This window comes from Paenibacillus sp. NMA1017, from assembly GCF_058895805.1.
This window is the reverse complement of the sequence record NZ_JBZXYR010000008.1, coordinates 36,815-50,891: the sequence shown is the minus strand read 5'-3', so window position 1 is coordinate 50,891 and position 14,077 is coordinate 36,815. Positions and strand designations below refer to the sequence as shown.

6 protein-coding genes are annotated in these 14,077 nt (G+C 47.5%); all 6 read left to right on the top strand.

Annotation, left to right across the window (positions count from 1 at the left end; all coding sequences use genetic code 11):
- Positions 1–97: 97 nt before the first annotated feature.
- The 6 genes from AC5ELV_RS18635 (at position 98) to AC5ELV_RS18610 (ending at position 13,828) form a co-directional block, all read left to right on the top strand.
- The gene (locus AC5ELV_RS18635) at positions 98–592 is read left to right on the top strand and encodes a GNAT family N-acetyltransferase (RefSeq protein WP_493431365.1); all 495 of its coding nucleotides are present in this window, start codon (positions 98–100) and stop codon (positions 590–592) included.
- A 141-nt stretch (positions 593–733) separates the two neighbouring features.
- On the top strand, positions 734–1,717 hold the full coding sequence (locus AC5ELV_RS18630; protein WP_493431364.1) for a Gfo/Idh/MocA family protein: 984 nt from the start codon (positions 734–736) through the stop codon (positions 1,715–1,717).
- 510 nt (positions 1,718–2,227) lie between these two features.
- A complete protein-coding gene (locus tag AC5ELV_RS18625; protein WP_493431363.1) occupies positions 2,228–4,957 on the top strand; it encodes a glycoside hydrolase family 3 C-terminal domain-containing protein in 2,730 nt (909 codons plus the stop codon).
- A 175-nt stretch (positions 4,958–5,132) separates the two neighbouring features.
- Positions 5,133–6,653 carry a glycoside hydrolase family 30 protein gene (locus AC5ELV_RS18620; protein WP_493431362.1) on the top strand — a complete coding sequence of 507 codons (1,521 nt, stop codon included), beginning with the start codon at positions 5,133–5,135 and terminating at the stop codon, positions 6,651–6,653.
- A gap of 195 nt (positions 6,654–6,848) precedes the next feature.
- Positions 6,849–9,779, top strand: coding sequence for an S-layer homology domain-containing protein (locus AC5ELV_RS18615; protein WP_493431361.1), 2,931 nt, complete (start codon positions 6,849–6,851; stop codon positions 9,777–9,779).
- Positions 9,776–13,828: an S-layer homology domain-containing protein gene (locus AC5ELV_RS18610; protein ID WP_493431360.1), complete on the top strand. Its 4,053-nt coding sequence runs from the start codon at positions 9,776–9,778 to the stop codon at positions 13,826–13,828. The genes AC5ELV_RS18615 and AC5ELV_RS18610 overlap by 4 nt, the downstream gene beginning before the upstream one ends.
- Positions 13,829–14,077 lie beyond the last annotated feature (249 nt).

Genomic DNA, 14,077 nt, shown 5'->3' with positions numbered 1-14,077 from the left:
GCGTGTATCGAGCACGAATTAGAAGATATGGGTCATATATTAGGCTTTAAAAGTAATGTGACGACAAATCAATTGACGATCATAGGAGAACACAGCGATGATTAATAGTATCTTTTTAAAAGAGTACTCAACCGAGTATCAATCACAAGTTGTCGATTTAATTTTACATATTCAAAAAGATGAATATAATATCGCCATAACCAAAGAAGATCAGCCAGATTTGCTTGAAATTGAAAACTTTTATCAGCGTGGTAACGGCAACTTCTGGGTGGCTCTTAGTGAAGGAACCGTAGTAGGGACTATAGCTTTGTTAGATATTGGGGACCATAAGACAGCACTCAGAAAGATGTTTGTAAAACAAAACTATAGAGGTAAAACATTCAATGTTTCGAATCAATTATTGCATCATGCCATAGGATGGGCCAGGGAGAGGTCTATTGAAGAAATCTATCTTGGAACAACACCACAATTCGTAGCAGCTCATCGTTTTTATGAGAAGAACGGCTTTGTTAGTGTAGGTCCAGGAGAATTGCCGATTGGTTTTCCAGTCATGAAAGTGGATAAAAAGTTTTACAGATACGTCATTCAATAATGGGTATAAAAGAAGATGCTGCTGGGCCACAAAAGAAACTGTCGTCTAGCAAATGTTTCTTTTGTTTAGGACAGGCGTTTGCTAGAATAAAAGGGTATGTTGTAAGTCAACGTTAACCAAATTGCTGGGAGGGATACAAGTATGAGCAAAAAGATTAAATGGGGAATTGTCGGCACGGGCTGGATCTCAGATCAATTTGTGGCGGATTTGGCGCATGTTTCGAATGGAGAAGGGTATGCTGTTGGATCACGCACTATTGAAAGCGCTACCGAATTTGCAGCTAAGCATCAAATATCACGGGCTTACGGGAGCTATGAGGAATTAGCACAAGATCCCGAGGTAGATGCTATTTACGTAGGGACTCCTCATCCTTTTCATAAAGAAAATGTTCTGACGGCTCTTCGGGCGGGCAAAGCGGTCTTGTGTGAGAAACCCTTCACCGTCAACAGCAAAGAATTGGAGGAAATGATCGGCTTTGCACGTGAGCGTAAGCTATTCCTGATGGAAGCAATGTGGACACGTTTTTTGCCTCCGATTCGCCAAGTGCGGGAGTGGATACATGCAGGACACATTGGCGAGGTAAAGCTGGTTAAGGCGGAATTTGGTTTTCGAGTAGACTGGAACCCGGAAGGGCGGCTTTTGAACCCTGAGCTGGGCGGAGGTGCTCTATTAGATGCAGGAATTTATCCGGTTTCTTTTGCTTCAATGGTCTTCGGTCCTGAACCTGAGCATGTATGGAGCACTGCTCATATCGGGGAGACAGGCGTTGACGAGACATTTTCGATCTTGCTGGATTATGGACAAGGACGCACGGCTATGCTTAACGGGGCAGTTCGTCTCGGATTGACGAATGAGGCATACATCCATGGAACAAAAGGCTATATTCACATTCCGTCATTCCTGAATAGCACATCGGCTACTTTAGTTGTGGACGGTGAAGAGGCACAAAACTTTCAGGATGACCGATCCTCTACAGGCTATGCCTTTGAAGCAGAAGAAGTCGGGCGTTGCTTGAACGAAGGCTTGCTCGAAAGTTCTACTATTTCTTTGGATGAATCATTAGGAATTATGAAACTGATGGATCAGATTCGTTCACAGTGGGGGCTTCGGTATCCGTTTGAATAATCACATTCATTCCAGGGACCTTTCAGGTTCTCTGGAATTTTTTTGTTTATGAGCGTTTTTTTATACCAGGATTTTGCAAAATCCTCATACATAAGTATTTCCAATTTAAGAATAGTGACTTTGGTCGCACGCTAGGAAACGCCATATGAGTAAATCAAGAGTGGGACATATGAATCATTTTTTGTGATTGAAATTAGTTAAAAAACCGTCATTAAAAAGTTACAAAAGTGTAATCTTATGATCAGTTAACTGAATTGTTAACGCTCTCTTTTCATGAAAAAGATTGATGGTCCTAGTGCTGTACTTCCAAAAACTTTCAATGAAATTTTCGAAAATGTACGGTAGGGTGGTAAACGTGTCACTTGAGCCATTGCGGCTTTTGCTGACTTGCTTGCTTATCCCGTGGCTCTGGATTCTTGTCGGAGCTCGCAGGATCGAGAGCCTTTGCAAGCCTGTGAGCGTTGAATAGGCATTCACCTCATGACCAAACATCAAGGAGGAATTACAAACGTGAAAGTAAAATCAACATGGTTGTTCCGTATGGTGATGATGACAGTTATCGCGGCTGTTGTGATCGGACCTATGAATATTGCAGGAGCGGCGGGAAGTCGGACAGATCGGCCTTGGATGAACACGGCCCTGTCGGCTGAGAAACGGACAGCGTTGCTGCTGCAGGAAATGACGTTGGAAGAAAAAATAGATTTGGTGACTGGCAAGGTCAACAATTACTATGGATTCTATAATAATTCGATGGAGCGGTTGGGCATTCCGGCGCTGACAATGGCAGATGGACCTGCGGGTGTGCGCATCGCTAATCCAGATGTGCAGGACAAGCAATCGACGGCGTTGCCTGCTCCAATTGCGCTGGCTGCAACGTGGGATACCCAAGCTGCCAAACAGTATGGGGATTTGCTCGGAGACGAGGCTTTTAATACAACTCATAATGTGGTGCTTGGACCCGGGATGGATATTGCCCGTATTCCATGGGGATCGCGAAACTTTGAATCTATGGGCGAGGACCCGCTACTGCAATCGCAAATGGCGACCGCTTATGTCAAAGGTATACAAAGCCATCCTGTTTTGGCGACTGCCAAACATTACCTTATGAATAATCAGGAGACAGAGCGTTTCACAACAAATGTCAAAGTCAGTGACCGTGCGTTGCATGAAATTTACATACGTCCGTTTCAGGAGGCTATTGCCAAAGCAGATTTGGGCGGAGCTATGTGCTCCTTTAACAAGGTCAACGGTGAATCGGCATGTGAAAACAAGACCATCATGACAGATCTCTTGAAAAAGGAAATGCAATTCAAGGGCTTCGTGATGAGTGATTACGGCGCGAATTTGAGTACAGTCGAATCGGCAAATAGTGGCTTGGACCTGGAAACACCGGGTACACCATATGGTAAATGGGGAGATCAGCTGCTGGCTGCTGTCAAAAATGGCAAGGTAAGTGAAAAAACGATTGATGATAAGGCTGAGCGCATTCTGGTGCAAATGTTCAGCAAAGGTCTGTTCGATCACCCGGCTCAAAATAATCAAATTGATGCCCGTGACCATGGCAAGACAGCCCGTCAATTGGCTGAGGAAAGTATGGTGCTGCTTCAAAATAAAAACAACGCATTACCGTTGTCTAAAGATAAACTCAAGTCTATTGCAGTGATTGGCCCCGATGCAGATAACGGCACTGTGGCAGGCGGAGGGAGTTCGTTGGTGAACCCGACGTATACCGTGAGTCCATTAGAGGGCATCCGCAATCGTGTCGGTAAAGGAGTTACTGTCCAATATGCACCGGGTACAGACCCGATCTCTGCAGGAGACATTATGCCAGGCCCATCGGCTGTTCCGTCTTCACTGTTGACTACATCTGATCAGAAAGAGGATATCAGTGTTGGATATGCTACTTATGGAGATAGCGAACAGGGGCTTCGAGGCGAATACTGGAAGAATAACAAGATGGAAGGCAATCCGATTCTTGTACGTAATGATGACCAAGTCAATATGAACCTTGGATTTTATAATTATCAGGGCTTCAATGCGAAGTCCCCTAAAGTTCCAAATACACCAACGACACTGAACGGCTTGATATCTGCACGCTGGACAGGGGCAATTGCAGCTCCCAAGGATGGTGACTATGCATTGTCATTAACCAGTTTGGGATCAAGCAAGCTGTATCTCGACGATAAGCTTTTCGTGGACAATCAAGGTGAAAAGCTGGGCACTACGAAGAAGAACATCTCCCTTAAAGCGGGTGAAAAGCACAAGATACGTATTGAATACCGCGCTGATTATCCGACCAATGGTCGTGATTCCGGTGGTATGGTTCGTCTGGGCTGGGAACCTCCGGCAGATACGTCAGATAAGTTGATTGACAACGCTGTGAAATTGGCGAAAAAATCGGATGTTGCAATTGTTGTTACGCGTACGTATGAGAGCGAAGGATATGTTGAGCGTTCCGATATGGAACTCCCGAACAATCAGGATCGGCTGATCCGCGCGGTTGCGGCTGCAAATCCGAAAACCATTGTCGTACAAATGAGCGGCAGAGCCGTGCAAATGGATACATGGCAGGATAAAGTCCCTTCCATCGTACAAGCATGGTTTGCTGGACAAGAGCAAGGGAATGCTATAGCTCGCGTCTTATTCGGAGATGTAAATCCTTCAGGCAAGTTGCCGGTAACCTTCCCGGTTAACGAGCAGTCTACACCTGTATCTTCACCAGAGAAGTTTCCGGGTGTGAACGGTATAGGTGACTATTCAGATGGTATTTTTGTAGGCTATCGTGGGTATGAGAAATCGGGGATTCAACCGGCGTTCTCCTTTGGACACGGTTTATCCTATACGACATTCGGATATAGCGATCTAAAAACAAAACAGCATGCGAGTGGAAAAAAATCCGATCGTACGAGTTCCATCGAAGTTTCGCTAAAATTGAAGAACACTGGCAAAACAGCCGGGGCTGAGGTTGTACAGGTGTACAGCGGTAAGCTTCCGACAAATGTAGAGACTCCATCCCGTCAACTGGCAGGCTGGTCCAAGGTAGAGTTAAAGCCGGGTCAAGAGAAGAAGGTTCGCATTGAGCTCGACTCGAAAGCTTTCTCTTATTGGGATGAAAAGTCCAAAGCATGGGTTATGCCGGCGGGTGAAGTGCCCATTTATGTGGGCAGTTCCTCTCAGGATTTACGACTGACAGGAAGTGTTACGATTCCGGCCACCTCTACAGAAAAGGCAAAAAAGTAATCCCGTTACATTTGTTTTAAAATGGTTATATTCAAGAGAGCGCGGGCACAAGCACCGGCTCTCTTTTTGCTATCGGTATGTAACGTCCAACAGGTATGCAACGGGAAACCCAAGTGAAAGCTGAAATAGTAGGGAGGATGGGGACAGGCTAATGATGGGGAGAGGAGGATATTAGATGAAGAAACTCCAAAAGAAACGACGTACTGACATCTGGCTGCTTATAGCTGCAGTAGCCATTTTGATCTGTGCGGTCTTGGCCAGTATGGCTATACGGAATGTTCCGGGGCCGAAAGCAGAAAATAACGTCAACATGTGGCTAACAACACCCGATCCGGCGAATCGCCTAACCCAACAAGCCCCGATCCGTTGGGATAAGGATAACAGTAAAGAAAATGTAGCGAATACGGATATACTGACGGTTGAGATTAAGCCAGATATTCATTACCAGACGATGGAAGGGTTTGGCGCAGCTGTGTCTGGTTCGTCCGCATACCTGATGAATTATGGCATGTCTGCCAATCAGCGCGATCAGCTGCTAAATGATTTGTTTACAGCCAGTGGCGTTCAACTGAGTTATATTCGCCATACCATTGGAGCCTCAGATTATTCCGTAGATGAACAGGGACAGCCTGGCAGCTATACCTATGACGATGTGGCAACAGGCAAAGACTATGAGCTGAACCATTTCTCCATTGCAAAGGATCGGGATGTAATTGATGTGCTAAAGCAAATTCTGAGAAGAAACCAGGATTTGCGCATTATGGGGACTCCATGGACGGCCCCGCCCTGGATGAAATATGGGGAACAGATTTATAACGGCTGGTATTTGGACTATACCGATCCGCGTGTCTACCAGGCGTATGCTGACTATTTTGTTCGTTATCTACAGGCTTATGCGAACGAGGGAATCCCGATTCAGGCGATTTCCATTCAAAATGAGCCAGAATTCACGACGTCCAAGTATCCCAGCATGAGTATGGGAGCAGCAGAACAGGCGAATTTTATTAAACAATATCTGGGTCCTGCCCTAAGTCGAAACCATTTATCCACACACATTATTGCCTTTGACCATAACTGGGATACAGGGAGTGAATATGCCAAGACCGTGTTAGGAGATGAACAGGCTCGTAATTACACGCACGGAACGGCCTTTCATTGCTACAAGGGTGAGCCCACAGCGATGTCAGATGTGCATAATGCTTTTCCTGATAAGCCTGTATATATGACAGAATGTAGTGGGGGGGCGTGGAGCCCGGGCTTTGGAGATGATTTGAGCTGGGACATGTCCAAGCTGATCATTGGTGCCCCCCGAAACTGGTCGCAAAATGTCCTCTTTTGGAATATCGCACTTGACCCGTCCGGGGGTCCGACCAATGGGGGGTGCACCAACTGTAGAGGTGTAGTGACCATTGACCCTTTAAGCGGTGCCGTTACGAAGAATGTGGAATACTATGCGATTGGGCACGCCAGCAAATTCGTCCGTCCAGGTGCGGTACGTATTGATTCTACACATTATAGTGGAAGTATCGAAACGGTCGCCTACCGCAACCCCGACGGTACGCTTGTCCTGATTGCCGCCAATACGGGAGAGAACACAAAGACATTTAAGGTTCGGCAGGGAAATAAGGTTTTCAAATCTACCCTTCCATCCAAGTCCGCAGCTACCTTTCAATGGGATGATCCTACTTCTTCCTGACATGGTCTGTACATTAACGTTTATAGAAGTTTTAGAGCGCTTAGCCCATCTGGCTGAGCGCTCTTTTTTCATTTGCTAGCAAAATCCAGACTGTGAAAAAGATAAAATTTTAATATTGTTCAGAATTGGTTCAGAGGCGGATGATAAGATCTTTTCACTAATAACAAGAATGAACCGTTTACGGGGGAGAGTCTGATGAATCAAGAAACAAATAAAGAATGGCAAAAAGTGCTGATGGTGACATTGCTGGCAGGTATGGCATGGGGGCCCCAGCTTGTTCATGCGGAAACGAAAGGGGAGACGTCTGCGATTGTGGCTAAAGCCAGTACAGTATCTTTTACAGATCAATCCACTATGTCATCCCAGGCATTACAGGCGGTACAGGAGGCTGTGAAGCAAGGACTGATCACGGGTTATCCAGATGGTTCCTTCCGTCCAGATCAACCGTTAACGCGCAAGGAAATTGCAGCTTTGCTGGCTAATGCACTTAAGCTTGACGCAACGGAGAAAGCAGTAACTTTTAAGGATACGCAGGGGAGTTGGGCCGCTTCTTATATAGAAGCTGTACGTGCGGCAGGTCTAATGACCGGAGATGAATCAGGTGCTTTCCGCCCGAATGCTGCGGTGAGCCGTGAGGAATTGGCAGCCATTCTGGTGAGAGCGATTGGAGGAACCCATGCTCAAGGCGGAGATGTTCAAGACATTTCTGATGGGGATCAGGTGAGCGCATGGGCCAAAAACAACGTAGAAGCAGCTCTCAAACTGGGGTTAATGGATACGCCGGATAATCGGTTTGACTCTAAAGTACAGGTAAAACGTCAAGATATCGCAGCCTTTCTGGTGAATGTGTTCCAATCGGGTGAACGGACGGGAATCCTTTCTCGTATCGACGGGGATATCGCTTATATGGATGGAAAGCCCTATTTGATCGGCCAGCAATTGAAGCAACTGTTCGGAGCGGACAATGTGCCGGCGCTTCAAGGGGCTACCCTGACCTATCAGGCATCGAACCGAAACGTAGCTGATCTGTCGGCGCTTCAAATTGTGCAAAGTGGTACAGCCCAACATCCGGTGACTTTGTATAGCAAAGGGTCAGAATTTAAAGGCAAGTTAGCTATTGCAGCGGATTTTGTGCGAATTCAAGGAGATACGTTACCTCAGGTAACCTTGATGCAGGGCGCCAAAAATGTAGAGATACATGCAGACGTAAACGAAATGATCGTGGATACGCATGAGCCTATTCAGATCCAGGGAAGTGGTGTATGGCAGCAGCTTAAACTGAATTTTGCCGACACACAGGTACGTCTTGCCAATGGGATACAGACTGTACAGACCCGTCTTGCGGAGCGGGGAACAGAGACTCAAATTATACGTGATACCACGTTGGATGCATCTTCGGATACATCCTCAACAAGCACTAAAAAAAGTTCATCCGGTGGTGGCGGTGGCAGTGGCAGTTCTACAACGAATCCAACGCCAAAACCTAATCATGTACCTGTCTCAGCTATCGTTCCTTCCGATCAATATGCCATTATGGGTTCCGGAGATACGCTAGTGGATTTGAAAAATGTGTTTTACGATGCCGATCAGGATGAGCTATCGTATCATGCGGTCACTTCGGATGTATACGTAGCAGAAGCAGAAGTGGCAAATCAACAGCTTACACTAAAACCTAAATCAGTAGGAAGCACGCAGGTATTTGTTACGGCAGAGGATGGAAAAGGCGGTAAAGCGAGCGTGTTTTTCAACTATACAGTGACCAGCTCTACTTATGAGGAGGACATTAATCACAGTCCTGTCGTGAGCAATAGCCTAAATGATATTCCTTTGCTCTTAAATGAAGGTGGCAAGCAGATTAGCCTGTCTGATTTGTTTAACGATGAGGATGGCGATGCACTGACCTACACGGTGGAATCGGCTTCGCCAGAAGTGGCCACAGGAGAAGTTACAGGCGATCAGCTCATGCTTACGCCGCTTCAAGCCGGCACTAGTCTAATGACGATAACAGCCCATGATGGCAAAGGAGGCACAGCCTCGCTTCAGTTTGCTGCTATGGTGAATGCGCCTTTGCCTGATCCGCAGCCTGAGAATCACATACCTGTGGCTTTGCCTCATTTACCTATCGTAGTAACTAATGTGTTACAGGACAAGCTGATGCTGTATCCAGGTTCGTTATTTATGGACCAGGATGGCGACACCTTGACGTATACCCTCACTTCCTCCAATCCCCAAGTAGGCAGTGTGGTGGAGAATGGAGAAGATTCATTTGTAGCACTGCATAACGCTGGTATTACGATGATTGGAATTACGGCAAATGATGGCCGTGGGGGCGTTTCTTTCACTTCATTTATGCTCCAAGTTGAAGCTCCTCAACCCGTAAATCATCGTCCGATAGTGACCCGTGTGCCTGAACCTCAATATTTGGACCCGGGAGATGGTCAGCAAATATTGCAGCTGAATGATATGTTCTCTGATGAGGATGGCGACACGCTGACCTATACTGTGGTGACTTCTGATCCATTGGTGGCAGGAGGGCAGGTAGAAGGGAATGCACTTTCCATACAACCGCTGCGTAATGGTCTGACGTTCATTACGATTACCGCAAATGATAATCGTGGTGAAACAACATCTTTTACGATTCCAGTGATTGTTGAGAAAAGAGACTTGTTCATTTCCGAAGTCGTGTGGCAAGGCGAACCAGATTATCTGGACCAGGCGATTGAATTGTACAACCCTACCAACAGACCGTTGGAGAAAAATAAAATCTGGATTGAGCGATCCGACCAACCGGAGCCGATTATCATAAATGCCAATGACGGGGATGTGATTATGCCTGGGCAAACCTTTGTTATTGCGGATGATCTAAGTTCATTCGTATCGGAGGAGTGGTATTTTACCTTCCTGCAGTTACAAAATAACAATTCGGAACCCGTTACGCTTAAGTTGTACTACAATAACGTGCTCATTGATATGGCAGTTATTGGCCAAGGGCAGGCCTTGGGACGGAACAGTGGTACGGTCATTGGTAATACAGATCCATATCAAGCTGGCGAATGGAATGTTGAGGGGACGAACTACCCTGTTAATTTAGGTGACTTTATCGGTAGGGAGAGAATGGCACCATGAAAAATAAGAAGTTAACCGCTCAGCTGGCAGCTGCTTTGCTGCTGCTGAGCCCCTCGCTTCCTGCCGGAGCAGAACAAGCTACCGTGATAGATACGGCTTCCGTATCCAAGGAGTCCACAGGGAACAATACTGCCACCTGGACGGACGTACAGCAGCTTACAGCACAGCAATTGGAACAACTGCAAAAAGCCCGTGAACTCGGGATCATCCAAGGCGATCCAGCCGGAACGCTCAGACCTGAGCAGAAGCTCACACGTCAGGAGTTAGCCGTGCTGCTCGTCAAAGCGTTGCAGCTTCCGACAGGCAACTTGGACGGCGCTGCCTCCTTCACGGACGTGCCCGCCGATAGTTGGGGGCGCCCAGCTATAGAGGCAGCCCGTAAGGCCGGGCTGATGCAGGGCGACACCGACGGACGCTTCCGTCCGAATGACCTGATCAGCGCTCAGGAACTGATCGCGCTGTTGGTCAGGTCTGCTGAGACGGGTACGTCTGCGGGCACGCCCGCCAGCACAACCGACTCGCTGTCGGCACAGACGCTGCCGACGGCGTGGAAGGATGCCAGCCCGTGGGCGGCCCCGATGATTCGGGCGGCGCTGAATAACGGGCTGATGAGTGAATTTGGCGGAAATCTACACGCCAAAGACTCGGTAAGCCGCGTAGATGCGGCCAGCCTGCTCGTATCTGCTTTGTTTCCACAGGAGCGTGCTTCGCAGCTCCAAGAAATGGACGGCAAGCAGATACGGATCAATGGCATCGCTTATGACGTGGCAGAGCCGCTGCGCGGCATTTTTCACGCGGATAATCAGACCGCGCTGCGCAACGCAGGCATCCGTTTCCATGCCACAGGCCGGACGGTGGACAAGGTCACTTGGCTGGAGCTTCGCAGCAGCGGGACTTCGGCTCGTGACGGCGAAGCGGAGTTCAGTGGCAACGTTGTGCTGGACGGACACGGCTCCACGCTGAACGGAGATTTGGTGATCGCCGGGGATTTTACATCGGTACTGCATTTGAAAGTGGAACAGCAGTTAACGGTAGATGCCCGGGTTCAGCAGGATTTTTATGCACAGGATGTACAGGTGCAGGGACAGACCCATATTAATGGCGGAGATAACAATACAGTTGTATTTGATAGCTCAACGTTGACACAAATGGATGTCACAAAGCCGGAAGTTCACGTTGTACTTAGTGGTACCGCAAGTGCAACAGTCATGAACGTGCAATCCAGCGCAAGCATTGAAGTTGGCGCGGATGCTTCCTTGCCGCAGCTGAATGTTAATGAAGGGGCGGACAAAGTCAATCTTCAGGGAACGGTTCAGACCGTTCAGGTAACTGGCAGCCAGTCCGTCGAGATGACAGGTACTAGCACAATCCAGCAGCTGACCGTCACAGGGACGGGTGCCTTGGAATTGAAAACTACAGGTAGTATTGAAAATATTCAAGTCAGCAATCCGGCAACTAGGGTCAATGTGAGTGGAAATGTACAGGTATCTGCGGTCACACTGGGTACCGGAGTAGCTTCCAACGCTGTTACGGGTCTAGCTTCAGCAAGTGTAACAGGTACGTCCTCATCTTCTGGAAGCTCATCCGGTTCATCCAGCAGCGCTAACCGTTCACCGGAAGTTGTGAATGCTTCTGTAGAGCGTGTAATTACAGAAGGCGCTGGTGAACAATTGTATGATTTGCGCCAATTCTTTACCGATCCTGATGGGGATAGCTTGACCTTTTCGGCAGCTTCTCTTCAATCCGGCATTGTACGAGCATCTGTATCAGGCAATACCTTAAAGCTTACGCCAGTCAGTGTCGGAAAAGCATCCATCAGTGTATCGGCTAATGATGGACGGGGGAAAAGGGTGTCGTCTACCTTCAAAATTATCGTGAATGGCAATCCTGTATCTGCAGGTATACCCGATAAGGCGCTTACTGTGGGGCAGTCTGATTCGGTACTGCATTTGAACGACTATGTTCAGGACCCTGAAAATGCAAGCCTAACGTATCAGGTTACTGTTGATGATCCTGCTGTAGCGTCAGTGGTGCTTGCGGAGGATGAATTGCGTCTGAGTCCGCTTCGAGCGGGCAGTACGAGCGTTCATGTCACTGCCAATGACGGACAGCAAGGAGAAGATGGCAGTACAGGCCAAAAGCAGATTGATTTCAAGCTAACAGTTCAGGGCGCTCCTAACCATGCTCCGCATGGACAAGCTCCTCAGCCGTTAACCGTCACATTGGGTCAGCCGGATATGACACTGGATCTTTCAACGATATTTACGGATGTAGATGGCGACCCACTTGTGTTCACAGCGATCAGTTCGGATGCTTCCATCGTGCAGACTACCATAATGAGAGATCAGCTTTCTTTGCAGTCGCTGCAAGCGGGGAGTGTAAGTATTACCTTGACGGCAGACGACAGCAAGGGTGGAACAGAAACTGTTACCTTGATTGTAACGGTTTTGCCCATACCTAACAGTAGCCCGGTAGTAACCCGTGCACCAGACGCTGTACATCTGATTTTAGGCAAGGCTGACGGAACCGTGGATCTGTCCACCATCTTTGCTGACCCGGATCATGATCCGATTCGTTATGAGATCAGTTCGTCTGATTCAGCCGTGGCAGATGCTACAGTTCAAAATGATCAGCTTGTCATTCATGGGCTGACTAGCGGCAATACCGTGATTACCATCACGGCTAAAGACGATAGAGGCGGAGAGATTAGCACAGACCTACAGGTTCATCTATTGGAAAATGCAGCTATTACAGCGATCCCTGAGCAGCTGCTTCAATTGGGAGATGCTGCATCAGAACTGGATCTTTCACCGTTCCTATTGAACTGGGATCTAGTATCCCTGTCAGTGACAGCAGACACGTATGATCCAGGAATTGCTACGGCCCATATGAATGGTCAGAAACTACAGTTAAACCCAGTGAGTGTAGGGACCACAAGTGTAACACTCAGTGTGTATGATCAGTACGGACGTGCAGAGGGAGCGACGTTCCCGGTTACCGTCAGCATGCCTCAGCTCAATCATGCTCCTCAAGTCGTTTCCGTGATAAACGAGCAGATATTAACCCCCGGAGTTACACAGGAAAGAGATTATGATCTGCAGCAGCTGTTCAGCGATGAGGATGGAGATGTGCTTCAGTTTACGGTCAACTCCAGTGATCCGACTTTGGTGAGTGCATCAATTAATAGCGGTATCTTAACGGTGGCCTCTGGAACAGGTAGCGGTCTTACCGTTATTACCATTACAGCCACGGATGGTCGGGGAGGCTCTGTGCAATACACGCTGAATACACGCAATGCCGAACTGATTTCCGGCGGGATCACTCCGATAGGGGTTAAATACGGGTTGCCGCACAGAACCGTGGATCTGTCCAGTTATTTCCCAGGACAATCTAAATTCCTGGTATATAGAGGAACGCCATCATCGACATTCATCGGTCCTGTAGAACTCATGGGCACCTCCATTCCCCTTTCCCCCGAACCTTTACTGGTATGGGTGGTAGGAGCGGATGGAAGAGTTGTCGTGTTTCAGGTCCAACAGGAACCACAGCAAGCGCCTGCTGTATATTTCTCGCAATATGTGGATGGCGGGGATGGAAGAATTGTTTTGCAATTGCATTATAACGGGAATGGAGGTCCTTCCCATCAGGCAGACGGTTACTCACTGGAGTTTCATCAATGGATGAAGAAAACAAACCAAATGAAAGTTACCACTCTACCGATTAATCCGGTTTATCCTGCCATGCCATATATAATCATCGACACTATCTTTTATGATTTCATGGATATTACGAATGCTTGGTATTTCAATGATGAGGGAGATTTCTACAACCCGAACGAATTTAACACTGTTGCATACGTTTTAAAATACCAAGGACAAGTGGTGGATGTATTAGGAAATCCAAATTCACATGAACAGTTTACTCCACAAGGAGGAACGTTCGTCCGCAAGCCAGGAATATCCTACGGATCGTCTGCCTATAATCAGCCAGATGAGTGGAATGCGTTCCCGAAAGGGACCTTTCAATTTGTCGGCATTCATACACCATAAATGGTATGTTTGTCTGCGATCGCTGTTTTTTGAAGACAGGTCATGAATTCTTAAAAAGGTGTAACCCATCAACTATGGAGGGTTACACCTTTTTATGTATCAACAAAGAGGTAATGATAAAAGAGATCATTTATAGCAGTGAGTGCAGTCACATAGACATATACAAAAACATGACTATAATGTACATATAGTTTAAATTTAGTCTTTTTGGGCTGACGGTTCCACACACTTCACTCACAAAGGAGAGGA